General features: G+C 62.1%; 22 protein-coding genes and 1 other RNA gene. 10 read left to right on the top strand and 13 right to left on the bottom strand.

All coding sequences use genetic code 11. The features are described from left to right. The first annotated feature begins 95 nt into the window (after positions 1-95). Positions 96-1,568, top strand: coding sequence for a D-alanyl-D-alanine carboxypeptidase family protein (locus tag R1T45_RS04090; protein WP_120351919.1), 1,473 nt, complete (start codon positions 96-98; stop codon positions 1,566-1,568). Positions 1,569-1,704: 136 nt separating this feature from the next. Here R1T45_RS04090 and R1T45_RS04095 read toward each other — a convergent pair whose 3' ends face one another. From R1T45_RS04095 to R1T45_RS04110, 4 genes are read right to left on the bottom strand one after another with little or no spacing between them, the layout of a single operon-like run. Further along, entirely contained in the window at positions 1,705-3,285 is a 1,581-nt protein-coding gene (locus R1T45_RS04095; protein WP_120351920.1) for an ABC transporter ATP-binding protein, read from the bottom strand. After that, positions 3,282-4,388 carry an ABC transporter permease gene (locus R1T45_RS04100; RefSeq protein WP_067624908.1) on the bottom strand — a complete coding sequence of 369 codons (1,107 nt, stop codon included), beginning with the start codon at positions 4,386-4,388 and terminating at the stop codon, positions 3,282-3,284. The genes R1T45_RS04095 and R1T45_RS04100 overlap by 4 nt, the downstream gene beginning before the upstream one ends. Continuing rightward, the gene (locus R1T45_RS04105) at positions 4,388-5,479 is read right to left on the bottom strand and encodes a microcin C ABC transporter permease YejB (RefSeq protein WP_067624906.1); all 1,092 of its coding nucleotides are present in this window, start codon (positions 5,477-5,479) and stop codon (positions 4,388-4,390) included. Before R1T45_RS04105 ends, R1T45_RS04100 begins: the two co-directional genes overlap by 1 nt. Positions 5,480-5,488: 9 nt before the next feature. After that, complete coding sequence (locus R1T45_RS04110) at positions 5,489-7,423, bottom strand: extracellular solute-binding protein (RefSeq protein ID WP_317390195.1); 1,935 nt, start codon at positions 7,421-7,423, stop codon at positions 5,489-5,491. 265 nt (positions 7,424-7,688) lie between these two features. Here R1T45_RS04110 and R1T45_RS04115 point away from each other — a divergent pair, with 265 nt between their 5' ends. Continuing rightward, positions 7,689-8,942, top strand: coding sequence for a GAF domain-containing sensor histidine kinase (locus tag R1T45_RS04115; protein ID WP_132443776.1), 1,254 nt, complete (start codon positions 7,689-7,691; stop codon positions 8,940-8,942). A 44-nt stretch (positions 8,943-8,986) separates the two neighbouring features. On the opposite strand, the gene R1T45_RS04120 is transcribed toward R1T45_RS04115, so the two are convergent. Together R1T45_RS04120 and R1T45_RS04125 are read right to left on the bottom strand one after the other, a co-directional pair. After that, on the bottom strand, positions 8,987-9,808 hold the full coding sequence (locus tag R1T45_RS04120; protein WP_317390196.1) for an alpha/beta hydrolase: 822 nt from the start codon (positions 9,806-9,808) through the stop codon (positions 8,987-8,989). 124 nt (positions 9,809-9,932) lie between these two features. Beyond that, on the bottom strand, positions 9,933-10,433 hold the full coding sequence (locus tag R1T45_RS04125) for a c-type cytochrome (RefSeq protein WP_067624897.1): 501 nt from the start codon (positions 10,431-10,433) through the stop codon (positions 9,933-9,935). Positions 10,434-10,587: 154 nt separating this feature from the next. Here R1T45_RS04125 and R1T45_RS04130 point away from each other — a divergent pair, with 154 nt between their 5' ends. Next, on the top strand, positions 10,588-11,445 hold the full coding sequence (locus R1T45_RS04130; protein WP_317390197.1) for a prephenate dehydratase: 858 nt from the start codon (positions 10,588-10,590) through the stop codon (positions 11,443-11,445). A gap of 15 nt (positions 11,446-11,460) precedes the next feature. Here the strand turns inward: R1T45_RS04130 and R1T45_RS04135 are convergent, their stop codons facing one another. Together R1T45_RS04135 and nudC are read right to left on the bottom strand one after the other, a co-directional pair. Further along, the gene (locus tag R1T45_RS04135; RefSeq protein WP_067624890.1) at positions 11,461-11,934 is read right to left on the bottom strand and encodes an SRPBCC family protein; all 474 of its coding nucleotides are present in this window, start codon (positions 11,932-11,934) and stop codon (positions 11,461-11,463) included. Positions 11,935-12,006: 72 nt separating this feature from the next. Further along, the gene (nudC, locus tag R1T45_RS04140) at positions 12,007-12,975 is read right to left on the bottom strand and encodes an NAD(+) diphosphatase (RefSeq protein WP_317390198.1); all 969 of its coding nucleotides are present in this window, start codon (positions 12,973-12,975) and stop codon (positions 12,007-12,009) included. A gap of 166 nt (positions 12,976-13,141) precedes the next feature. On the opposite strand from nudC, the gene R1T45_RS04145 reads away from it, so the two are divergent. Then, positions 13,142-14,986 (top strand): 5'-nucleotidase C-terminal domain-containing protein, encoded by a 1,845-nt coding sequence (locus R1T45_RS04145; protein WP_132443780.1) that lies wholly within the window; start codon positions 13,142-13,144, stop codon positions 14,984-14,986. 37 nt (positions 14,987-15,023) lie between these two features. Beyond that, positions 15,024-15,121: signal recognition particle sRNA small type (gene ffs / locus R1T45_RS04150), an RNA gene on the top strand. 171 nt (positions 15,122-15,292) lie between these two features. Here the strand turns inward: ffs and R1T45_RS04155 are convergent. Then, the gene (locus R1T45_RS04155) at positions 15,293-16,126 is read right to left on the bottom strand and encodes a neutral zinc metallopeptidase (RefSeq protein WP_067624885.1); all 834 of its coding nucleotides are present in this window, start codon (positions 16,124-16,126) and stop codon (positions 15,293-15,295) included. A gap of 63 nt (positions 16,127-16,189) precedes the next feature. On the opposite strand from R1T45_RS04155, the gene R1T45_RS04160 reads away from it, so the two are divergent. The 4 genes from R1T45_RS04160 to recR all read left to right on the top strand — a co-directional run bounded on the left by R1T45_RS04160 (position 16,190) and on the right by recR (position 19,428). After that, the gene (locus R1T45_RS04160) at positions 16,190-16,552 is read left to right on the top strand and encodes a DUF202 domain-containing protein (RefSeq protein WP_317390199.1); all 363 of its coding nucleotides are present in this window, start codon (positions 16,190-16,192) and stop codon (positions 16,550-16,552) included. Between the two features lie 76 nt (positions 16,553-16,628). Next, positions 16,629-18,386 (top strand): DNA polymerase III subunit gamma/tau, encoded by a 1,758-nt coding sequence (locus tag R1T45_RS04165; RefSeq protein WP_317390200.1) that lies wholly within the window; start codon positions 16,629-16,631, stop codon positions 18,384-18,386. A gap of 52 nt (positions 18,387-18,438) precedes the next feature. Further along, positions 18,439-18,783, top strand: coding sequence for a YbaB/EbfC family nucleoid-associated protein (locus R1T45_RS04170; RefSeq protein ID WP_007118099.1), 345 nt, complete (start codon positions 18,439-18,441; stop codon positions 18,781-18,783). 51 nt (positions 18,784-18,834) lie between these two features. After that, entirely contained in the window at positions 18,835-19,428 is a 594-nt protein-coding gene (gene recR, locus R1T45_RS04175) for a recombination mediator RecR (protein ID WP_132443782.1), read from the top strand. Between the two features lie 115 nt (positions 19,429-19,543). Here recR and R1T45_RS04180 read toward each other — a convergent pair whose 3' ends face one another. The 3 genes from R1T45_RS04180 to R1T45_RS04190 all read right to left on the bottom strand — a co-directional run bounded on the left by R1T45_RS04180 (position 19,544) and on the right by R1T45_RS04190 (position 22,929). Beyond that, on the bottom strand, positions 19,544-20,722 hold the full coding sequence (locus R1T45_RS04180; protein ID WP_317390201.1) for a type III PLP-dependent enzyme: 1,179 nt from the start codon (positions 20,720-20,722) through the stop codon (positions 19,544-19,546). Between the two features lie 186 nt (positions 20,723-20,908). After that, positions 20,909-22,030: an endonuclease/exonuclease/phosphatase family protein gene (locus R1T45_RS04185; protein ID WP_317390202.1), complete on the bottom strand. Its 1,122-nt coding sequence runs from the start codon at positions 22,028-22,030 to the stop codon at positions 20,909-20,911. Between the two features lie 119 nt (positions 22,031-22,149). Continuing rightward, positions 22,150-22,929, bottom strand: coding sequence for a DUF1013 domain-containing protein (locus R1T45_RS04190; RefSeq protein WP_120351932.1), 780 nt, complete (start codon positions 22,927-22,929; stop codon positions 22,150-22,152). A 123-nt stretch (positions 22,930-23,052) separates the two neighbouring features. Between R1T45_RS04190 and R1T45_RS04195 the strand changes: the two genes are divergently transcribed. Next, entirely contained in the window at positions 23,053-23,697 is a 645-nt protein-coding gene (locus R1T45_RS04195; RefSeq protein ID WP_317390203.1) for a ribonuclease T2, read from the top strand. A 162-nt stretch (positions 23,698-23,859) separates the two neighbouring features. Here the strand turns inward: R1T45_RS04195 and R1T45_RS04200 are convergent, their stop codons facing one another. Further along, complete coding sequence (locus R1T45_RS04200; protein WP_260010524.1) at positions 23,860-24,870, bottom strand: NAD(P)H-quinone oxidoreductase; 1,011 nt, start codon at positions 24,868-24,870, stop codon at positions 23,860-23,862. Positions 24,871-24,948: the final 78 nt, after the last annotated feature.

Genomic DNA, 24,948 nt, shown 5'->3' on the forward strand with positions numbered 1-24,948 from the left:
GGCTTCCGCGATGCGCCGTCCTATGCTAGCCTTGAACCAATCAATAAATGGTCAGCCGAAAATCGGCGACTTGAGGCAGTAAAAGGCAGGCAAATATGAAGGCTCGGCGCATTCAGCCGGCCCGTTACGGGCTATTTCTATTCGCAGCACTCTGGGTTCTGGTCATCCTACCCCTCAGCGCCATGGCAGCCCCCTATGCCGCCTATGTCATCGATGCCCGCACCGGCAAAGAAATCCACGCAGAGAACGCCGACACGCGCTTGCACCCCGCCTCCCTGACCAAGATGATGACCCTCTACATCGCTTTCCAAGCGGTCGAACGCGGGGAACTCTCACTCGATACCCAAGTAACGATCTCCAAGAACGCCGCCTCAGAGCCGCCCAGCAAACTGGGCATGCGTCCGGGCCAAAAAATCGCCCTGCGCTACCTGATCCGCGCCGCCGCCGTGAAATCCGCCAATGATGCCGCCACCGCGATCGGCGAAGCCATCGAAGGGTCCGAGGCCGCCTTTGCCCGCCGAATGAACCGCACCGCCAAACAGCTTGGCATGACGCGCACCACCTTCAAGAATATGCACGGGCTGACCGAAAGCGGCCACCTCTCCACCGCGCGCGATATGACGGCTCTGGGCCGCCACCTGCTCTATGATTACCCGCAGTACTACAACCTGTTCTCGCGCATCACCGCCGATGCGGGCGTGCGCAAGGTCTCCCACACAAACCGCCGGTTTCTGGGATCTTACAAAGGCGCCGATGGCATCAAAACCGGCTATACCCGCGCCGCGGGCTTCAACCTGACGGCCTCGGCCGAGCGTGGCAACGAACGGATCATCGTGACCGTCTTCGGGGGCAAATCCACCGCCTCGCGCAACGCCAAAGTGGCCGAGTTGATGGACCTTGGCTTCCGCCGCGCCCCCTCTTCGGCCCCCCTGCGCAAACCAGTGCCCCCGGTCTACGCCGATGTCGAAGACACGCCCGCGGCCCCCGGTGCCGCAGGCAAAACGATCCGACTTGTCGGTGCCGTCACCACCTCCAAACGCCCGCAACTCCGCCCTCGCAGCGAAGTCGTGGTCGTGGCCACCGCAGCCGCCCCCGAAGCAACCAGCACGGTCTCCAACAGCGACATCACGGCAGCCCTACGCGAAGCGGTGCAAACCGCGCCAACCCCGCCCGCCGCCGCGCCCACACCAGAGATCAAAGACGCCGAAGTCGTCATCGCCACCGCGCAGGCCTCTCCCCGCCCCGAACCGCGGCCCAAAGACGTAACGCTGGCCGTACAGCAGGCGGTAGAGCAAGAAATCGTGACCCGCGTCTCCACCTCGGGCGGTCGCCACTGGGGGGTCAACGTGGGCCGCTTCCCCAGCCGCTACGCCGCCGAAAAGGTCCTGCTGAAAACCGCACTGGCCGAAATGTCGACGCTTGATGGCACATTGCGCAAAGTGGTGCAGCGCCCGCAGGGCTATGACGCGAACTTCCTCGGCCTGTCACGCGAAAGCGCCGACCTCGCCTGCCGCCGTCTGGCCGCGCGCAACGTCAGCTGCTTCATGATCGGCCCGAGCGAAGGCTAAAACCCAAAGACCGCCGCCGCCCCTCAGGCAACGCCCACCAATCTTCATCCTTTTAAAAATACCCGCGGGGGAATCGCGCCCCCCGGCGCGATGGGGGCAGCGCCCCCCTCTCCCTCTCCGCACTTACGACGTCTGCTTAACCAGCCGCCTGCAACAGCTTGCGCGTATAGTCGGTCTGCGGATTGTCATAAAGCGCATCAACGTCGCCGTATTCCACCACATCGCCGCGCTTCATCACCATCACCTTGTGCGACATCGCCCGCACGACCTTCAGATCGTGACTGATGAACAGATAGGCCAACCCGTATTTCGCCTGCAATTCCCGCAGCAAATCTACGATCTGCACCTGCACCGTCATGTCCAAGGCCGAGGTTGGCTCGTCGAGAACCAGCAGCTTCGGCCGCAGCACCATGGCGCGGGCGATGGCGATCCGCTGGCGCTGCCCGCCGGAGAACTCATGCGGGTAGCGGTCCATCGTCGCGGGGTCGAGCCCTACTTCCGTCATCACCTCCGCCACCAGTTCACGTCTGTCGCGCGCCTTGTCGATCTTGTGGATCGCCAGCCCCTCCGAGATGATCTGGAAACAGGTCATCCGCGGGCTGAGCGAGCCGAAAGGATCTTGAAAGACGATCTGCATATCGGCGCGTAGGCGGCGTAGCTTTTTGGTGGACCATTTGCGCAGGTCCTCGCCACGAAAAGTCACCTCCCCTTCCGAGCCGATGAGCCGCATGATCGCCAGCGCCGCGGTGGTCTTGCCCGAGCCGCTTTCGCCGACGATGCCAAGCGTTTCGCCCGCGCGGATCGACAGGCTCGTGTCGTTGACGGCCTTCACATGGCCCACGGTACGGCGCAGCAGGCCCTTCTGGATCGGGAACCAAACCTTGAGGTTGTCGGTCCGCAGCACTTCGGGCGCATCCGCCGCCACGGGGGCCGGCGCGCCGGTGGGCTCGGCGCCGAGCAGTTTGCGTGTATAGGGGTGTTGCGGATTGTCGAAAATCTCAGCGGTCGGTCCCTCTTCGACGACCAGCCCCTTTTGCATGACAAAGACCCGGTCGGCGATGCGCCGGACGATCCCGAGGTCATGGGTAATGAACAAAAGCCCCATCCCCATCTCATCCTTCAGGTCTTTCAACAGGTCGAGAATCTGCGCCTGAATGGTCACGTCGAGCGCCGTGGTTGGCTCATCCGCGATCAAGATGTCGGGCTTGTTGGCCAGCGCCATCGCGATCATTACGCGCTGCCGCTGCCCGCCGGAAAGCTGGTGCGGATAGGCGCCCATGCGGCTCTCCGCGTCATTGATGCCGACCTGTTCCAAGAGGCTCAACACCCGCGCCCGCGCCTCGGCCCCCTGCAATCCCTGATGCAGCGCCAGCGACTCCGCCAGTTGCTTTTCGATCGTGTGCAGCGGGTTGAGCGAGGTCATCGGCTCTTGAAAAATGAACGAGATGTCGTTGCCGCGCACCTTATGCAGCAGCTTGTCATCCGCGCCGATCATCTCTTGCCCGTCATAGGTGACCGAGCCGCTGACCCGCGCGCTATCGCCCAAGAGCGACACCGTCGAGAGCGCCGAGACCGACTTGCCCGAGCCGCTTTCGCCCACCAGAGCCACCGTCTCTCCCCGGTTCACGGCAAAGCTGACCCCGCGCACCGCCGGGATCAACTGCCCGTCCTGCCGAAAGGAAACCTGCAGGTCTTTGACGTCCAACAAAGCAGTCACGAGAAGGTCTTTCTGGGATCGAATGCGTCGCGGATGCCTTCAAAGATGAAGACCAGCAGCGACAACATGATGGCAAAGGTAAAGAAGGCCGAGAAGGCCAGCCAAGGCGCTTGCAGGTTCTGCTTGGCTTGCAGCGTCAATTCCCCCAGCGACGGCGCCGAGGACGGCAGGCCGAAGCCCAAGAAGTCGAGCGTCGCCAGCGTGGAAATCGTGCCCGTGATGATAAACGGCAGCATGGTCAGCGTCGCCACCATCGCGTTGGGCAACATATGGCGCAGCATGATTGTGCCGTTGCCGACCCCAAGCGCACGGGCCGCGCGGACGTATTCAAGGTTACGTGCGCGCAGGAATTCGGCCCGCACCACCCCCACCAGCGCCGTCCATGAGAACAGCACCAAGAGGATCACTAAGAGCCAGAAACTTCGCCCCAGAATGGCGAACATAATGATGATCACGTAGAGCGACGGGGTTGAGGACCAAATCTCGATGATGCGCTGAAAGATCAGGTCGAGCCAGCCGCCAAAGAAGCCCTGCACCGCGCCCGCCAGAATGCCGATGATCGACGCCGCCCCGGTGACGATCAGGGTGAACACCACCGAAAGCCGGAAGCCATGGATGACCCGCGCCATCACATCGCGTTTGGTGCCGTCGGTCCCGAGCCAGTTCTGCCCGTTGGGCGGCAGCGGTGCGGCACCGGGGCGGTCCACGGCGGTGTCGAAGGAATAGGGAATGACGGGCCAAAGCGCCCAGCCCTTGTCGATCGCTTCGCCTTCAACCTCGCCATCCGCGGCGTCGATAATATAGCCCTCAGGGTCGTCGAAACAGGCATCCAGCCCACCGGTGGCGATGAGGCATTGCACCTCAGGGTCGCGGTAGGCGGCTTCGGTCTGGAAATCGCCGCCAAAAGCGGTCTCGGGGTAGAAATTGAAGATCGGCGCGTAATACTCGCCGCGGTAGCTCACGAGGATCGGCTTGTCGTTGGCCACGAACTCGGCCAGCAGCGAAATGCCAAAAAGGATCGCGAAAATCCACAGCGACCAATAGGCGCGGCGGTTCGCGGTGAAATTGCGCCAGCGGCGCTGGTTCAGGGGGGACAGCGCCATCAGCCTTCCCTCTTCTCAAAGTCGATGCGCGGGTCGACGAGCACATACATCATGTCCGACAAGATGCCGACGACAAGGCCGATGAGGCCAAAGATGAAGAGCGTCCCGAAGACGATCGGATAATCGCGCGCAACCGCTGCCTCAAAACCCAAACGCCCCAACCCATCAAGGCTAAAGATCGTCTCGATAATGATGGACCCGCCGAAGAAGACCGAGATGAAGACCGCCGGAAAACTGGCGATCACGATCAGCATCGCGTTGCGAAAAACATGCCCGTAAAGCACCTTGCGCTCTGACAGGCCTTTGGCGCGGGCGGTGATGACATATTGTTTTTTGATCTCGTCCAGAAAGCTGTTCTTGGTCAGCAGCGTCAGCGTGGCAAAGGCCGAGATCGTCGAGGCCAGTACCGGCAGGGTGATGTGCCAGAAATAATCGGCCACCTTGCCCAAGGGGCTGAGGCTGTCGAAATTATCCGAGGTCAGGCCACGCAGCGGGAAGATCTGCCAGTAAGACCCACCGGCAAAGAGCACCAGCAGCAGGATGGCAAAGAGGAAACCGGGGATCGCATAGGCCGCAATGATCGCGCCCGAGGTCCAGGTATCGAACCGGCTGCCGTCGCGCACCGCCTTGCGGATGCCCAAGGGGATCGACACCAGATGCGCGATCAGCGTTGACCAAAGCCCCAGCGTGATCGAGACCGGCAGCTTTTCCTTGATCAGTTCGATCACACTGATGGCACGGAAGTAACTCTCGCCGAAATCAAGCCGCATGTAGTTCCACAGCATGTGAAAGAACCGCTCCACGGGGGGTTTGTCGAAGCCGAATTCCTTCTCCAACTCCTCGATTAACTCAGGCGGCAACCCGCGCGCGCCGACATAGGTACTGTCAGACCCGCGTGCCATCGTGTCGACCCCGGCGTCGTTGTTGCCTCCGGCAAAGCCGCCAAAGACATCGCCGCCACCCTGAATCCGCGCGATGGCCTGCTCTACCGGGCCACCGGGGACGAATTGCACCAAGGCAAAGTTGACCAGCATGATGCCGAACAAGGTCGGGATCACCAGCAACAGCCGTCTGAGAATATAAGCACCCATGTGGTCGCTTTACCGCAAGGCGCCGGAGGCGCGCAATTGCTGCGCGCGGTCTTCGTCATACCACCAGAAATCGAGGTAGCCCAAAGCATAGGACGGAATCTCGGGGTGGTCGTATTGGTCGTAATAGGCAACCCAATAGCTGTCGTTGTACCATGTGGGAATCATAAAGAATTCATGCCGCAGCGCCCGATCCAGCGCCATCAGCGCCGCATCTTCGTCCTCTGCCGTTTCGGCATCGAGCGAGGCTTCGATGATCGCGTCGACCAGCGGGCTGGCAAGCCCTGCGGGGTTGAACAGCGAAAATTCCGCCGCCTCGGACCCGTAGCGCTGCGACAGACCGGTGCCGGTGCCAAGGAAGGCGGCATAGGCGTCATAGATCATGTCATAGTCGCGGTCCCGCTCACGGGCGGTGTATTGCGAACTGTCCACCTTCTCCAGCCGCGCGTCGATGCCGATGGATTGCAGGTTGCCCACGAAATTTTCGATCACTGCCGAAATCGTCGGCGACCCGGCGGAGTTCATCAGGAAGTTCAGCCGCAGGGGTTCGCCCGCCTCATTGACACGCATGCCGTTCTGCACGGTCCAACCCGCTTCCTCCAACAGCTTGGAAGCCTGCCGCGCGTTGCGGCGGTCCAACAGGCGGCTGGGGTCTGAGGTATGCGGCACCACGGCAGGCGCGCCCAAAAGCTCCCCGGGCACCAGATCGCCAAGGCTTTCCAGAAGCGCCAGTTCCGCCCCCTCGGGCGCGGCCCCGGCCATCAGCGGCGTGTCTTGCGTGAACGAGGCGCGGTGGCTGAAGAGCCCGTATTGCAGCGACTCGTTGGTCCATTCAAAGTTGAACATCAGTGCCACAGCCTCGCGCACACGGCGGTCCTGCAGCGTCTCGCGGCCGAGATTAAAGATGATGCCCGAAGGCGTGGGCGGCGAGCCATCAGGCAGCTCGGCCTTGACGATGTCGCCGTCACTCACCTTGGAGAAGTCGTAGCCTGTGGCCCATTTCTTGGAATCCCCTTCGGCGCGGAAGGTGTATTCGCCCGCCTTGAACGCCTCAAAGGCCGAAGTGTCGTCGCTGAAAATCTCCAGCCGGATGCGGTCGAAATTCATGCGGCCACGGTTGATCGGCAAGTCCTTGCCCCAGTAGTCGGGGTTGCGTTTCAGCACGATGCGCTTGGTCAGATCGACGCTTTCGACCATATAGGCGCCCGATCCGGGGGGCGGGTCCATCCAGCTGTCTTTAAGGGTGTTGCCGGTTTCCTCGAACCAATGTTTCGGCCATGCGGGCACGCCGCCTACCGTCTCGATCAGGCTGCGGCGGGAGATACCGTCGGCAAAGTGGAATTTCACCGTATGATCGTCCAGCGCTTCAACCTTGGGAATGCGCTTGCGCACCGCGTCTGCATAGGATTTCAGGCCCTCGTCCAAGAGCAGGTTATGCGAGAACACGATGTCATGCGCGGTCACCGGTGTGCCGTCCGAGAACGTCGCCTCAGGGCGCATGTGAAAGATCACCCAAGACTTGTCCTCGGGGTACTCAAGACTTTCGCACAGCAGGCAGTAGCTTTCGCCATAGACATCCGCAGGCAGCGGCTCACCCGAAGGGGCCTCGCCCAGCAGGCTTTCAAACCCGAAGATCGAGAACAGATGCGCACGGCCCTTGCCGGAATAGGGGTTCATCGAATCCAGCGTGCCCACGAAGGGGATCGAGATTTCCCCGCCCTTGGGTGCATCGGGGTTCACATAGTTAAAATGCTCGAAATCCGCCGGGTAAGTCAGATCGCCATAAAAAGAATAGCCATGGCTTTTGATGACCTCTTGCTCCTGCGCCGCGGCGGCACCGGCCAACAGGGCCGCCACCATCAGCGTCAGCGTCAGCGTCGCGAGCCATAGCGGCAGGTCATCAAAGACCGAAGGGCGGGTCGCGGCGCGGGTCTGGGCACGGGGCATAGGTCACTCCTTGGCGTGGCATAGTCCGGGTAGGCGTCATCTAGGCTAACGCTGTGAGATGCCAAGATACAAGTTGCGAATATGTAAGGTTGCCCTGCACGGGCGGTCCGCCGCGGAGGTTGCCCCATCGAAGGGCGATTTCCCCCGCTTCCGCTCGCGAGAATGTGTAGCCCGACGCCCGGGAACTTCGCAGGCCAGCCGATTTCTCGCCCCAAAATTAACAGATTCTTCACTCAAATTAACGATGCGTAAACTGGAGCAGACGATGAGAACCTACCCGATTCCCTTTAACGAAGAAGCCCGCTTGCGCGCCGTTTTTGATGTGCCCGGCCTCACGGCCGAGAACGAAGCTTTGTTCGACACTATCTGCGAGGCCACCCGCCGTCTGCTTGACTGTCCGATTGCACATATCAGCGTCGTGGAGGCCGATACCCAATGGTACAAATCCGTGGTCGGCTACCCGCTGGAACCGATGCCGAAGGACACCGGGTTTTGCAGCCATACGATCATGTCGGACGTGCCACTGGTGGTGCCCGACCTCAGCAAAGACCCCCGATTTGAGCGCCACCCCATGGTTGCCAAGGGCGGACCCGAGGCGCGCTATTACTGCGGCGTGCCGCTGATCCTGTCCTCGGGCCACCGCTTTGGCAGCCTCTGCGCGCTGGACCTGCAACCGCACGAACAGCCCTCCGAGAAACAGATCGCCCTGTTGGAAGACCTTGGCCGTATGGTCGTCGCGGCGCTTGAGCGCAGCCAGCCGAACGCCCCTGAGCTAAAGGCCGACACCAGCGCCGAATCCACATTTTTAACGCTGGTGGGTCACGAACTGCGAACACCGCTCACGGTTCTCTTCGGCAGCCTGCGCATGTTGGAGGCCAAAGCCGAACAAGGGGTTAATCCGCTGCTGATTCGCTCTGCCCGGCGGTCTGTCGACCACCTCAGCGCGTTGATCGAGACGATCATATCCTATAGCAATGTCAGCACCGGAGAGCTGCGCCTGAACGAGCGGAAATGCAATCTGAACGATCTTTTGCAATCGGTTTCGGCCCTGCATTTCGCCACCACAGATGCGACCACGAAAACCATCACTCTGCGCGACAGCCTGCCGCTTGAGGAAATGCACATAGATGGCGACCAGATCGAATTGGCGGTGACGGCCTTGGTGCTGAACTCGGTGCTGCACGGGGGCAGTGAGATCGCGCTAGGGACGTTCAAAGACGCCGAGGGCAATATCGAGATTTCGATCGCCGACAATGGCTCTTTTGACGATCACGTCGACCTTGCCGAGCTTTACAAACCCTTTGTCGTCGGCGGCATGATGGACCATCGCAGCACCAAGGGCGGGCTAGGCCTTGGCCTGCCGCTGACCCGCAAGCTGATCGAAATGCACGGCGGGGATTTCGAGGTGCATGTAGAGGCGGGCCGCAGCCGCGCCGTGATCCGCCTGCCCGCGTGGCGCTGCGACATCGGCGGGATCGCCGCGGCAAACGTCGCCGCCCCGGTGATCGCGGCTCAGTAATTTTGAAGCGCGGGGAGCGCACTATGCCGCGCCCCGCTCTTTGCTCAGGCTCCGTCGACCGTGCGGATCAATGCGTTGATCTCTTCCGCCAATAGGTCCGGGTGATCCTCAGGCGTGAAGTGTTTGCCCCCTTCGATCCGCCGCAGCGGTGCATTCAAATCTTTCGCAAGCCGCTCCCCATATTCGAGCTTTTGAAACTCATCGGCCGCGCCCCAAACGATCCGAGCGGGGATGTTGAGCGTGGGCAGCTTATCCGCGATGGCCTGGGTGTCTTCCACATCCAGCGACTGCGCCTGCCGGACAAAGGCTTCGGCCTCTCCATGTTGGGCGTAATGCGGGGCGTGGGCGTCAAAGGCAGCCTCGGCGGCGGCGTCGGTCTCATGCCCCTTTGAAAACATCATCATCAGCAACTGGTGGAACGACCCATCGGGCGCATGTTTCGCCACGCCGCCAGTCTTGGCCACGGCGCTGACCAGCGGCACGGGCCATGAATCATAGCTGATCGCATTCGTCAAAAGCAGCCCGCTGACCATTTCAGGATGACGCACCGCCGCAATTTGCGCGACACCGCCGCCAAGGTCATGTGCGGCAAGGATCGCACGCGAGATGCCCTGATCGCGCATCCAAGCGACCAGATAGTCCGCTTGGGCCGAGACCGAAATATCACGCCCTTCGCCCTGCGGGATCGAGGCACCATACCCCGGCATTTCCCAAGCGAGCACCCGGCGCCCGGTGACCTTCGGGGCGACATCCCGCCAAAGCGCGGGGCATGTGGGAATACCGTGAAGCAGGATGACAGGATCACCCGCCCCCGTCTCTTCCCAACGCATTTCGATCCCATTGACCGTGGTTGTATGACTTTGCATGTCGCGTCTCCTTTCGGTGTGGACGTTTCATGGCCCAACACCTGCATGAAGAAGACGTTCCGCCGCGCCCAAACGCAAAAGCCGCCCCAGAGGGCGGCTTTCACTCACGCAATGCAGCGTGGAATTAGTTGGAAACGCTTTGTAGGTAAGCGATCACGTCAGCGCGGTCTTCGACTTTACGCAGACCGGCGAAACCCATGGTGGTGCCGGGGGCATAGCCTTTGGGGCTCGTGAGGAAGGCGCTCAGCTCTTCCGGGGTCCATGCACCTTCGAGCGAGGTCAGAGCGCCGGAATACCCGAAACCGTCAACCGAGGCGATATCGCGGTCGACCACACCGTCAAGGTGCGGACCAACGGCGTTGGAGCCGTCGACCTTGTGGCACGCGGCGCATTTGCGGAACACTTTAGAGCCGCTGTCGGCATCGCCTTCGGCCATCACGGCGGTAAAGTCGATCTCTTCGCCGCCTTCGTCACCACCGGCATCGGCCACTTCGATCACATAGGACGCTTCCCCATGTGCATCGGCGTGGTAAATCTCTTCCCCCGCCCATTTGCCCAGCAGAAGTACCAACCAGGCGCCGAATACGCCGGCTGCGATTTTGGTCAGGGTCATTGTATCGAACATGCGTCAGGGTCCATCACTTGGTATTGGCACCATGGGCGGGCCATGGTTCTTGGCATCGTTGCCCGCGTATCTATTGCTTTCCCTTGGCGCAGGCAAGGTGTAGTTACCGCGACCAATTGCCCTTCTCCGCGCCTTTTGCAGCAGGATACGATCCATGACCGCCCAGACCACGCCGCGCATCGCCTTCCAAGGGGCCCTTGGCGCCTATAGCCACGAGGCCTGCCTTCAAGCCTGCCCCGACATGGAACCGGTGCCCTGCCAGTCGTTCGAAGGCGTGATCCGCGCCGTAAATGAAGGGCGCGCCGAACTGGCGATGCTTCCGGTCGAGAACACGACCTATGGCCGTGTGGCCGATATCCACCGCCTGCTGCCGGAAAGCGGACTGCATATCATCGGCGAAGCTTTCGTTCGGGTGCGCATCGCTCTCATGGCCCGCCCCGGCGTGGCATTAAAAGACATCAAACACGTCCGCGCGCATCTGGTGCTGCTGCCGCAGGCGCGCAGTTTCTTGCAGCAACATGGCATCACCTCTGAACCCGCCGCCAATTCCGCCGGGGCCGCCGCCGAACTGGCCGCCACCGAGGGCTGCACCGATGGTGTTCTCGCCGGAGAGGTCGCGGCAGAGATCAACGGCCTGACCGTGCTGGCCCGCGATATTGAGGATATGGACCACAACACCACCCGCTTTCTGCTGATGGCGCCTGAGATCGACCTCTCCCCCCGGGCCGAGCGGATGCTGACCACCTTCGTCTTTGAAGTGCGCAACATCCCCGCCGCGCTTTACAAGGCGATGGGGGGCTTTGCGACCAATGGCGTCAACATGACCAAGCTCGAAAGCTATATGGTCGGCGGGTCCTTCACCGCGACACAGTTCTACGCCGATATCGAGGGCCATCCCGAAGACCCGGCGGTGAAACGCGCGCTGGATGAATTGGGGTATTTCACCAATAAGCTGGAAATTCTCGGCGCCTACCCCGCCCATCCCGGCCGGGGCGCGCCGAGCGGGATGTAGGCTAGGCGCGCAGGCTCAGACTTTGACGCCGCGGGCGTGACGCTCTTCCATACCGCGGGCATATTCCGCGACGCGGTCCTTGTATTTCTTGGTCAGGGTCGTCTTGGCCAGTTTGAGCGATTGCACCCAGAGCCGCGCGGAAAGGGTCAGCGGCTTGATCTCAAGCGCTACCAACACGCGCGTGCTGTTGCGCGACAGGGGCATCAATTCAAACGACATTTGCCCCGCCAACCCCTGCGACATGCTGTCGATCACCATCTCGTTGGGCCGGTCGAAGGTCACCATCTCAAGCGTCAGCTCGCGCCGCTTGCCGCGCAGGGGGAAGACCGCGTTCCAAGTCATTCCCACACCGGGCTGATGCATCGTATCGGCGCGCTGCACCTCGGCACCGCGCCGCATGGCCGCCCGCTCAAAGCTCTCAAAATCGCACAACATGTCAAAGACCGCTTCGATCGGGGCTTCGACGTCTTCTTTGGTCGAGAATTTCATTCCGTCCGTTCCAATTCTTCTGCTCGCATTTGCCACCCCTGCCGCTTTGACCGGGCCTGTTAGGTCGGTGTATCAGGTCAGTGTATCCGCAAGCCAGTTTTCCAGCAAGAAATGCGCGATGGCCCCGCGACGGGCGGGCAGCAGACGCGGGTGACTTCCGGCAAAGACATCCATCATCTCTTCGCGGGTGACCCAAAGCGCGTCTTCGATCTCAACCGGGTCAATGGTCAGGTCGCGGCTCAGCGCTTCGCCAGCGCAGCCCAACATCAGCGAGGCCGGAAAGGGCCATGGCTGGCTGGAGAGGTAGCTCACCGCGCCGACCTGCACCCCTGCTTCTTCAAAAACCTCCCGCCGCACGGCGGCCTCTACCGTCTCTCCCGGTTCGACAAAGCCTGCCAGCAGGGAGTACATCCCCTCGGGCCAGCCGGGGGAGCGGCCCATGAGAACGGAATTGCCATGGGTAATCAACATGATAACCACCGGATCGGTGCGCGGAAAATGCGCCCCTCCGCAATCGGGGCAGACGCGCTGCCACCCGCCCTGCGCCAGATCGGTGGCACAGCCGCAGCGCGCGCAATGGCGGTGCGTTTCGTGCCAGCCGAGGATCGCCTTGCCGCTGGCAGCTAGTTCGGCATCGCGCGGGTCAAGCCATGTCATCACCCGCCGCAACTCGGCGAATGCCATGTCATCGCCCAGCAGTGGGTGCCGCTGTTCGCTGGGGTCAAGGAACGCCCCCAGTTGCGATTGGCCCAGATCGGCAGGCTGCCAGCCTGAAATATCGACGGCAAAGCGCGCGGCCCCGTCCTCACGGCCCAGCAAGATCGGCGCGGCAGCGGCCTCTTGCAGCGCCGGGTGATCCATCGCCAATCGGACCAAACCGGCAGGGCGTTCAGGCGCGATCAGGGGTTTGCCACGCCAAAAGACGATGGCGCGCGCCGCAGGGTCGGCGCGAAGCTGCGCCAACGCTTCCGGGTTGCCGCGTATCTCTCCCGCCCGATCAAGGGCCGAGCCTCCAAAGGTTACCGTCTCCGCGTGACGCATGGTGCTCTCCCGATACCGGCCCGATACAGGCTTTGTGCGTTTCGCCCAGCCATGCCACGGCGCAGGCGATATTGGCAATCCCAAGCCCCCTTGCCAGAGCGGTTGAAATCTGGTCATATCAAAACAGCTTTAGGTTGTGTAATTTTAACGAGTAATTCCCTTTACGGTGAACAAGCGCAGCACATATGTCACGGCCGGTGTCGTTCCCCCCGAGGGGGGCACCCCGGTCGGGGCACGTCTGCGCATATTGGCCACGACTGATTTGCACATGCAGATCGTGGGCCATGATTATGTGGGCGACCGTTCGGTGGGGCACCATGGGCTGGCCGGGGTTGCCACGCTGATCCGCGCCGCCCGGCAAGAGGCCGCTGAACAGGGCGCGGCCTGTCTCTTGCTCGACAATGGTGATCTGTTGCAGGGCAATGCCTTGGGCGACCAACTCGCCCAGATGCCGGTCACCCCCACGCATCCGCTTGTCGCCTGTGTAAACCATCTGCGATATGATGGCTTGGGCTTGGGCAATCACGACCTTGATCATGGTCTGCCCTATCTGCGCGCCGTGGCGGGCGCGATTGATATGCCGCTGATCTCAACCAATCTGCATCTGACCGATCCCGGCCCCCTGCGCCGCTGGGCCGTTGTGTCATGCCTGCTGCCCGCTGTTGGGGGGCATCCCTCCTCTACGCTGCAGGTTGGCCTGCTTTCCGTTCTGCCGGGCCGCACGGCGATTTGGAACCGCGAGGTCTTGGAAGACGCGGCTGAGATCGTCAGCCCCCTCGAAAGCCTGCGCAGCGCCGCCCTGACGCTGCGGGCAGAGGGGGCCGACCTGACCGTGCTGCTGGCCCATATGGGCATCCCCCAAAAAGGAGAGATCGCCGCCGAAGAAGACATCTGCGCCTTGGCTCAGATCGAAGGGATCGACGCCGTAATCACCGGCCACACCCACCTTCGGTTTCCCGGCGCGGACCACGGCCCGCGCAAGGGGGTCGACACGCAGGCAGGCACCCTGTCCAACCGACCGGCGGCAATGCCGGGGTTTGGCGGGTCCGATTTGGCGGTGCTGGATTTGGCCCTTGAACGGGACGCACGGGGGGGCTGGCGGGTGTCGCAGCATCACAGCCACCTGCGCGACAACAGCGCGCAAACGCTGGCCGACCCCGTGGTGCTCAGTGCCGCGCGGATCAGCCACATTGGCACCCGCAAGCATCTGGAAGAGGTGGTCGGCCACACCGGGACGGCGCTGCACAACTACTTTGCCCTTGCCATGCCCACCCCCATCGACGCGCTGACCGCCCGTGCGCAGGCCGAGGTGATACGCATAGGCGTGGCGGGCACGGCGGACAGCGCATTGCCCATCCTCGCGGCCACGGCGGCACATACGGCGGGCGGGCGTGGCGGGCCCGAGCATTTTTTGCACATCCCCCCCGGTGCGGTGCAGCGCCGCCATATCGCCGGGCTGGTTCCTTATCAAAACGCGGTCTGGGCGCTGCGTATCACGGGGGCTGACCTCCGGCGACGGCTGGAAAAAGCGGCCGAGGTTTTCGCCCCGCTTGGCAGTGCGACAGGTCCGCTTCTCGATCCCTGCCGCCCGCCTTTTCACTGCGATACGATCTACGGCGTGACCTATGCAATCGACCCCCACCGCCCCCGTGGGGCGCGCATCACGGCGCTGTCGTGGCAGGGGGGTCCTGTCGAGCCGGACCAACGGTTTCTATTGGCAACCAACCAGTTTCGCGCAGCGGGCGGCGGCGGATTTGACCGTGCACCCATTGCAAATGTCGCCCTGCGCAGCCCCCTGCCCCTGACCGAGGCGCTGATCGCCGCCCTCGCGCCGAGCCCAGACCACCCATGGTCCAGCGCTCACCCATGGCACTTCGATGCGACCGGAGCGCAAGCGGTCCACTATACCTCACCGGGCGCGCTGCCCTTTCTTAATGATATCGCGCATCTGTCGCCCGATCCCCGCGGAATAACGGCATCGGGCTTTGCCCAGATCTGGATCCGCTTGTGAGGCTTGCACTTCGATCCTCCCCCTCCTATATGGGCCTTGAGAGGTTGGTGCGGGCAAGCGCCTCGCCAACCCGGTCAGATCCGGAAGGAAGCAGCCGTAACGAGCCCCGCTTGGGTCGTTATCAGCCTCTCACCATCGTCGCATTGTGCAGCAATGCGACGCCCCGGCAGTCGCTCCGCAGGAACGATGAAAGGGGTAGATTCTCCAAAGAAATTGTCGCGGTTGAGAGATAACCGGCCCGCCGACATGCCCCGCCTGCGGGCACCACGGGCATCGCCCCCTAGGGAGGGCGCCGCCCACATCATCTTACAGCCGATCCGCCTCAAATGTATCACAGGCCGCGATCTCGCCGCTCTCAAAGCCCCGTTCGAACCAACGCGCGCGTTGCTCTGACGTACCGTGGGTAAAGGTATGCGGCTGAGGCACCTGACCGGCCTGCCGTTGCAAATGGTCATCCCCGATCATCCGCGCCGCATTCAAGGCTTCCTGAAGATCGCCCTTTTCCATCAACCCTTCGACGTTCGACGCCCAGATCCCCGAAAAACAATCGGCCATCAGCTCAAGCCGCACGGTCAGGGCATTCGCCTCAACCTGAGAGGACTGCTGCCGCATCCGAGCCACCTGCGGCAAGACGCCGATCTCATTCTGCACATGGTGGGCGACCTCATGTGCGATCACATAGGCTGCCGCGAAATCGCCCTCTGCACCAAGGCGCTGGTCCAGCGTGCGGAAAAAGGCGGTGTCGAGATAGGCCATGTTATCCGCCGGGCAGTAAAAGGGGCCGGTTGCGCCGGAGGCACCGCCACAGGCGCTTTGGGTGACGTTTTCGAAAACGACAAGCTTGGGCGGCGTATAGGTTTCCCCCAATTGCTCTTGGAAAATCCGGCTCCAGACCTGTTCTGTCGTGGTCAGCACGCGGGCGGCGAAATCGACTTGAGGGTCTTCGCTGTCGCTCAGCGGGCGGGACTGCTGGACCTGACCGCCGCCTTGGCCGGTCAATAGCGGGGTCACGTCGATGCCGGTGAAATATCCAATGGCCATAACCGCCAAAACGCCCACCAAACCAAGTCCGCCCGCCTTACCGGCCCCTCCGCTACGGCGAATGACATTCTTGCTCCGCCCAATTCCCCGCAAACGCATTTACCGTCCCCCGCTATGTCAAAGTTTATTGCCACATGAACGCGCAAGGCGCAGTTTGGTTCAATGAGTGATAAGAATGACCTAGCCGAAGACCGCACCGATTGGGCCGAAGACCGCACGATTCTGGCCAATGAGCGCACCTTTGCAGGCTGGATGCGTACCGGCATGGCCTGTGTGGCCGTGGCGATTGGTCTGCGTGCCGTCTTTGGTGAGTTTGAGCCGACATGGGTGGCCAAGGCTGTGGCCTCGGTCTTCATCATAGCCGCGCTCTATGTCTATTGGGCGGCACAGGCGTCGGCGGCGAAAACCCAAAAGCGACTGAGCGACCATCACGCCAACGCCCAGCCCAACAGTCGCATGAAAATTCTGGCCGCCATCCTTGCGGTTGCCTCAACCGGCGTCGGCGCGATTCTCTGGATGCTCTGAGCCCCCGCAAGCACGGTAGACGCCACGGCGCGGAGCGCCTAGTTTACGGCCTTGACCGAATCCGATCTGGGGCACCATGACAGATACATCCGCCTACCGCGTTCTGGCCCGCAAATACCGGCCCGAAACCTTTGCCGATCTTGTCGGCCAAGACGCCATGGTGCGCACGCTCAAGAACGCTTTTGCCGCCGACCGGATCGCGCAGGCCTTTGTGATGACGGGCATCCGCGGCACCGGCAAGACGACCACCGCGCGGATCATCGCCAAGGGGATGAACTGCATCGGGCCAGACGGCAACGGCGGGCCGACGACTGATCCTTGCGGCGTCTGCGAACACTGCACCGCGATCATGGAAGGCCGCCACGTTGATGTGATGGAGATGGACGCCGCGTCGAACACCGGCGTTGCCAACATCCGCGAGATCATTGATTCGGTGCATTACCGCGCCGCCTCGGCCCGCTACAAAGTCTACATCATCGACGAAGTGCACATGCTCTCGACCGGTGCGTTCAACGCGCTGCTGAAGACGCTGGAAGAGCCGCCCGAACACGTCAAATTCATCTTTGCCACCACCGAGATCCGCAAGGTGCCGGTGACGGTGCTGTCGCGCTGCCAACGCTTTGATCTGCGCCGGATTGAGCCCGAAGTGATGATCGCCCTGCTGCGCAAGATAGCGACGGCAGAGACTGCCGAGATCACCGACGACGCGCTGGCGCTCATCACCCGCGCCGCCGAAGGCTCGGCCCGCGACGCGACCTCGCTGTTGGATCAAGCGATCAGCCACGGCGCGGGCGAGACGGGCGCCGAACAGGTGCGCGCAATGCTGGGCCTGGCGGACCGAGGCAGGGTGCTGGACCTATTCGACATGGTGCTGCGCGGCGATGCGGCAGCGGCGCTAACGGAACTCAGCGGCCAATACGCCGATGGGGCAGACCCGATGGCGGTGCTGCGCGATCTGGCCGAGATCACCCATTGGGTGTCGGTCGTGAAGATCACGCCTGATGCCGCCGAAGACCCCACAATCGCCCCCGAAGAACGCACCCGTGGCCAGCAAATGGCCGAGACCCTGCCGATGCGCGTGCTGACGCGGCTGTGGCAGATGCTGCTCAAGGCGCTGGACGAAGTCGCCGCCGCCCCCAACGCGATGATGGCCGCCGAAATGGCCGTGATCCGCCTGACCCATGTGGCCGATCTGCCCTCGCCCGAAGAACTGGTGCGCAAGCTGCAAAACAGCACGCCACCCCCGGCCCCCGGCCCCGTCGGTGGTGGCGGCGGCAATGGCGCGCCCCAAGGCAGCACCGGCGCGCAGGCCGTGCAACACGCCCAGCAGCGCATGGCGTCGAACCCCGGCCCGCAGGGGCAGAGCACCGCCTTGGCGCAAGACCTGAACGCCGCGCTGGCCCGCTTCCCGACATTCGAACATGTGGTTGAGCTGATCCGCGTGAACCGCGATGTGAAACTGCTGGTCGAGGTCGAAACCTGCCTGCAACTGGCCGCCTATCAGCCCGGCCGCATCGAATTCGTCCCCACCGACGACGCCCCGCGCGATCTGGCGCAACGGCTGGGGCAAAAGCTGCAACTCTGGACCGGCAATCGCTGGGCGGTGTCGCTGGTCAACGAGGGCGGTGCCGAAACCATCGCGCAAATCCGTGATGCGCGCGAACTGGCGCTCAAGAAACAGGCCCAAGAACATCCGATGATGCAGGCCGTGTTGGCACAGTTCCCCAAGGCCCGCATCACCGCGATCCGCACCCCCGAAGACATCGCCGCCGCCGCCACGGCAGAGGCGCTGCCAGAGGTCGAAGACGAATGGGATCCGTTCGAGGACGGTTGATACCCCCCACCTCACGCCACATATAAACGACAACACAACAAGGAGACCCCAGATGCTCAAGGGATTAGGCGGCCTCGGCGATATGGCCGGGATGATGAAGAAAGCTCAGGAAATGCAGGGCAAGATGGCCGAACTGCAAGAGGAGATGCACAACATCACCGTTGAGGGTGAATCCGGTGCGGGCCTCGTCAAAGCGACCTGTAGCGCCAAGGGTGAGTTGAAGGGTCTCGATATCGACCCGTCGATCTTTAACAAAGACGAAAAAGAAGTCGTCGAAGACCTGATCCTCGCCGCCATCAAAGACGCCCAGAGCAAAGCTTCCGAGCGTGCGCAGGCTGAAATGAGCAAGCTGACCGAAGGCATGGGCCTGCCCGCAGGTATGAAACTGCCCTTCTAAACGGTTGGGGCGGAAACGCCCCTCCCCTCCCTCTTCCCACAGGTGCCATTCTTGAGCTCTACCCGCGACATTGACGCCCTGATTGAGCTGATGGCGAAATTGCCCGGCCTTGGCCCCCGCTCGGCCCGGCGCGCGGTGCTGCACCTGATCCGCAAACGCGCGCTGTTGCTCACCCCCCTGTCCGACTTGATGCAGACCGTCGCCGCCACGGCGCGCGAATGCCTGAACTGCGGCAACGTGGGCACCGCTGATGTCTGCGACATCTGCACCTCCGAAAAACGTGCCAATGGCGAGCTTTGCGTGGTCGAAGACGTGGCCGACCTTTGGGCGATGGAACGGTCCGGCGTGTTCAAGGGCCGCTATCATGTGCTGGGCGGGACGCTCTCGGCGCTGGATGCCATCGGCCCGCAGGAATTGCGCATTCCGCGGTTGGTCGACCGGATCGATACTGAAAGCGTGACAGAGGTGATCCTCGCGCTCAACGCCACGATCGACGGGCAGACCACGGCTCATTACATCGCGGATCAGTTGGAGGATCGGGTGCGGCTCACCTCCCTCGCCCAAGGGGTGCCGATTGGCGGGGAACTTGATTACCTCGACGACGGGACGATCACCGCTGCGATGCAGGCGCGTAAGGCGCTTTAGGTCTCACCGGAATCAAAACCGCCTCAAAGCCCAGAATTAAAGATCAAAATCAAAGCGGGCCGCCCGCTCCTCCCAAAGCAGACGGCCCTTTTCCGTGGCGACGCAGATCGTGCTTTCAGAGCACGATCACATCAAGCGGCGGAAATCCATTGAACCCAACCGAACTGTAGGAACTTGTGTAGGCTCCGCAAGCGCGAATCATCACTTTATCGCCATCGCGGAGAGATAAAGGCAGATGAATCGGTCGTTTTTCGTAAAGGATGTCCGCCGAATCGCAAGACGGGCCAGCCAGAACGCAGGGTCCGGTCTCTTCGCCGTCATGCGAGGTGACGATTTGATAGCGAATCGCTTCGCCTTCAGTTTCGGCCAGCCCCGAGAAGCGCCCGATATCCAGATAGACCCAGCGGTGCAGATCGTCCGCGGATTTACGGCTCACCAGCATGACTTCGGCAGCGATGTGACCGGCCTCGGCCACCAGACCACGGCCCGGCTCTGCCATCACTTGCGGCACGTCGCCAAAGCGGGCTTTGACGGCGCGCATCACAGCGGCAGCATAGGCGCGGGGCGCTTCGATGCTTTCGCCGTAAAAGGCTGGGAAGCCACCGCCGAGGTTCAGCAGTTTCAGGTCATGGCCATCCGCACGGGCAGCATGCCACAGCGGCGCGACCTGATCCAACACCGGGTTCCAGAACTCCGCCTTGCGGGTCTGCGAGCCGACGTGGAAGGACAGACCGAAGGGCACGAGGCCCACGGCAACCGCGTGGTTCAACAGCGCAGGCAGCGCGGAACCGGCACAGCCGAATTTGCGGCTAAGCGGCCAGTCTGCCATGGAGTTCTCGACGATCAAGCGCAGGTAGACCCGCGCGCCCGGTGCGTGGGCGGCGATCTTGTCGAGCTCGGCTTCGCTGTCGGCAGCGAACAGGGTCACCCCAGCGGAATGAGCGAAGGCAATGTCGGAGGCGCGTTTGATGGTATTGCCGAAAGAGATGTTCTCAGGCTTCGCACCTTGGCTGAGGCAAAGTTCAATCTCGGCACGCGATGCCGCGTCAAAGCCAGAGCCTTTTTTGACCAGCAGACGGATGATTTCCGGCGCCGGGTTCGCCTTCACCGCGTAGTGGATATGCGCCTCGCCCAGACCGCTATGCAGCGCATCATATTGCGCGGCCACACGCTCGCGGCTGATGACAAGCGTCGGCTTGTCAAAGCTGTTGGCGGCAATATAGGCAGCGGCCGGATCGGCAAATGAATTGGATGCGGCGCGCAGGGCACCGGGGACTGTAGCGTTCATGGTCATCTCCAAAGAGCAGGTGGGGCTGGTTCCCCGCGTGTCGTTTCAAGAGACGTTACCGTCGCTACATAAACGCGGGTCAGTCAGAGTAGGAACTGACCGGCCAGAGGCGCGTGCGTTGGCGTCTGTAATGCGCCAAATACGCCGTTTTAGGATTCGTACAAGGGGTAAAATTACCCGAAATGCAGATTGTTAGTTTTCCTCGTCTTCCCAGTCACTGCCGATGGGGTCGCGGTCTCTTTCGCGTTCTTCTTTGATCATATCTCTGGTCTCCTGCTCCTCTTCTCGATCGGTTTCTTCGGGATCACTTTCGGCGGCTTCGGTCTGGGCCAGCGCCAAGACAAACCACATGGGGAAGTGATCCGAGCCGATCTTATCAAGCCGGTCCATCTCAAGCAGGCGGAACTGCGGGTCGTGGAACAGGTGATCGAGCGGCCAGCGCATCCACGGCATCGTCGCGCTAAAGGTGTTATACATGCCGCGCCCCACGCGCGGGTCCAACAGAGCAGAGAGCCGCTGGAACCGCCGCGTCGTCGTGGACCAAGCCACATCGTTCAGATCGCCCGACACCACGGCGGGCAGCGGATCTTTCTCGGCCTCAATCCCGACCAACGCGATTTCGCTGTCGCGCCCTTTGGTATCATGTTCGATCACAGGCGGTTCGGGGTGCACGACATAGAGGCGGAAATCCTCCCCCATCGGCAAATGCACCCGGGCGCGGATCGACGGCACGTCGCGCGTCACCAACTCCCGCACCTCAACCTCCGACAGCGACAGTTTCGACATCACGCAAAGGCCGTAGCCATTGTCGAGCGGCACGTCGATGCGGTGCTCGTAGTTCTTACCCAGCCCGGCATCCAGCGCATCAATCCAATCCTGATCCACTTCGATGGCCATGAAGATATCCGGCACCCGCGCCTCAACGAGGGCGATAAGCTTGCCATAGTCCCGGTTGGACTTCTTGACGTTAGCGGCCAGCAGACTGAAATGGCGGTCCGTCTCGCGGCGCAGCTCGGGCGAGGCGGCGAGAGATTGCTTGCGCCAAATTGGGGTGAACTTGGTGATATAAATCGCCTGAAGCGCTGCCACGCCCAGCATGAGTGCGATGCCAATCATGCCGTAAGTCGTTGTCGGCCCTTGGACCAGCGCGAAGGCGGCGGCCAGCAGCAGCGCCAGACCAAGGAATTGCTCACGTGGAAAGGCCAGCCCCCGGATCGCCCCAAAAGGCAGCTTACTCAGCGGCAGTAGGCTGCACAGTATCAGCAGCCCTGCCAGCCCCCAGATCATCCAGTCCAATGCCGTTTCCAAATCCATCCCCCGGCGCAAAGCGCCTTTTTAACAAAGAAAAACAGGGCGCCGAAGAATCCGACGCCCTGTCACTTTAACACATCCTTGTGGCGAAAGTTCCTTCCGCCACACCGCCCTGAAGGGGCTTAGCCCTTGGCCTTGTCTTCATCCTCGTCGTCTTCATCGGTGCTCTCTGGCAGCGAGAAGAAGCTGTCGGCGTCGGAGTAATCGCCCTTGGAATGATCATCTTCCTCTTCGTCGTCCGTGCTGTTGCCGGAGAGGGTGAAGGTCTCCAGACCTTCGATGGCCGTGGGGATTTTGGGCTCGTTGTCCATGCCGAGGCTCTGCTCGGTCGACACCAGCTTGCGGCGCTCGTCGTCGTTCATCACTTCGCCCGCAGCGGCCTTTTTCGCGGCGGCCTTTTGCACGGCGGCGTCAAGCTCGGACTGTTTGCACAGGCCAAGGGCAACCGGGTCGATCGGCTGGATATTGGCGATGTTCCAGTGCGTGCGCTCACGAATCGCTTGGATTGTCGGTTTGGTGGTGCCAACCAATTTGCTGACCTGACCATCGCTAAGCTCAGGGTGAAACTTGACCAGCCACAAGATCGACGCCGGACGGTCCTGGCGTTTGCTGAGCGGCGTGTAACGCGGGCCACGGCGTTTCTCTTCACCTTCGGCAGCGGCGTTGAACTTGAGCTTCAGCTTGTGCAGCGGATTGTCCTGCGCCGCGTCGATCTCTTCTTGAGTGAGCTGGTTGTTGGCAACCGGATCAAAACCCTTCACGCCCTGCGCCACGTCGCCATCGGCGATGCCCTGCACTTCCAATTCATGCATGCCGACGAAATCAGCGATCTGCTTGAAGCTGATGGTGGTGTTGTCCACGAGCCAGACGGCGGTGGCTTTGGCCATAATCGGTTTTGCCATGTCACTCTCCTAAAAACGCAATTTTCCCGTCGCCTGAAAGGCTGTCCTGCTTGGCAGAACGGTCTTCATTGTCGGGGAAGTTGGCGGCTGTATACTGTCTCAAACATCATAAGGGAAGACCCAATGCGGCCACTGCGCGCCTGTCTGCTGATCCTCGGGCTGCTTGCCCCCACCGTTACGCTGGCCGAGGGGGAGCGTTCGGGCGAATTCGACTACTACGTCATGTCTCTGTCATGGTCGCCCAATTGGTGCGAATTAACCGGGGACGCGCGCCGCTCTCCGCAGTGCGATGCGGATAAAGATCACGGCTGGACCCTGCATGGGCTCTGGCCCCAGTTCACGCGCGGGTATCCGTCCTATTGCCAAAGCGGCCAGCGCCCGCCCAGCCGCGCACAGACCGGGGCGATGGCCGATATCATGGGCACCGGGGGCTTGGCATGGCATCAATGGAAGAAACACGGCTCCTGCAGCGGGCTGGACTCGGCGGATTATTTCGCCCTCTCGCGAGAGGCCTACGCCCGCATCAACCGCCCCGAGGTCTTTCGCAAGCTCGACCGCGCCGTTTCCCTGCCCGCCTCCGTGGTAGAGGAGGCATTCCTCAAAGCGAACCCCGACCTGACCGCACAGGGGATCACCATCACCTGCAAGCAAGGCCACATCCAAGAGGCGCGCATCTGTCTGTCTCGCAGTCTTGAGTTCATCCCCTGCGAGCCGGACGTTCGGCGGGACTGTACGCTTGATAACGCCCTGTTCACCCCTTTGCGCTAAACCCATCGGGGCGGGTATCTGGGCGAAAACGGGAGAGGCGTAATTTCCTCCCCCGCATTCAATGCCTTTCGGCTCTCTCTCCAACACGGGTGGCTGGCGTCCCGGCCACCCGTGCTATCAGTAAACGAATTACTGGTTAACAATTCGTTACTGATTCAAATTTTATTGGTCTGCCTCGGAGTCCAGCGCGCCACCGACCTTTAGAACGATCTTGCCGATATGGCCGCTGGCCTCCATCCGACGGTGCGCGTCATTCGCCTCGGACAGGTCATAGGTGCTGTCCATCACCGGGGCGACGCGGCCCTGCTCCAACAGGGGCCAGACGTTTTGTAAAAGCTCCTCTGCAATCCGCGCCTTGGCCAGATCGCTTTGCGGGCGCAGGGTCGATCCGGTCATGGTCAGGCGGCGGGTCATCAGCGTGACAAAGTTCACCTCCTGTTTGGCGCCCTGCAGGAAAGCGATCTGCACCAGCCTGCCATCTTCGGCCAAAGCCTTCAGGTTGCGGTTGATATAGCTGCCCCCAACCATATCAAGGATCACATCCGCGCCGCCCTCGGCCTGCAGCACGTCAACGAAATCCGTATCCCGGTAGTTGATCGCCACTTCGGCACCCAGCTTCATGCAGGCTGTGCATTTGCTATCCGTCCCCGCGGTCACAAACACCCGCGCGCCCAAGATACGGGCCAGCTGGATCGCCGTCGTGCCGATGCCGGAAGAGCCACCGTGGATCAGCACTTTCTCCCCAGCCTTAAGCCCGCCCCGCATGAAGAGGTTGGACCAGACGGTAAAGAACGTCTCGGGAAGGCAGGCCGCTTCTTTCAGCCCCATGCCTTCGGGGATCGGCAGGCAATGCGCGGCGGGGGTGGCCACATATTCGGCATAGCCACCGCCGGGCAGCAGGGCGCAAACCAGATCCCCCGGTGCCAGTGTCGTCACGCCGGGGCCGACCTCGACCACCTCGCCCGAGGCCTCCAGCCCCGGCAGATCGCTGGCGGTGGGCGGCGGCGCATATTTGCCCGCGCGTTGCAGGGCATCGGGGCGATTCACCCCGGCATAGGCGACCTTGATGATGACCTGCCCATGTTTCGGTTGGGGCCGCGGGCGGGTGGTGCCCTGAAGAACGTCCGGACCGCCGGGTTCGGTGATTTCGATTGCACGCATGGTCTCTGTCATGTCTGAAGTATCCTCGGGTCTGGTTTTGCCGCAGCCTAACGGGCGGCCCCGGGGCGTGCACCCGGAATTTGAAACCCG

Source organism: Sulfitobacter sp. LC.270.F.C4 (assembly GCF_032922545.1).
In the GTDB taxonomy this organism is placed as follows: domain Bacteria; phylum Pseudomonadota; class Alphaproteobacteria; order Rhodobacterales; family Rhodobacteraceae; genus Sulfitobacter; species Sulfitobacter profundi.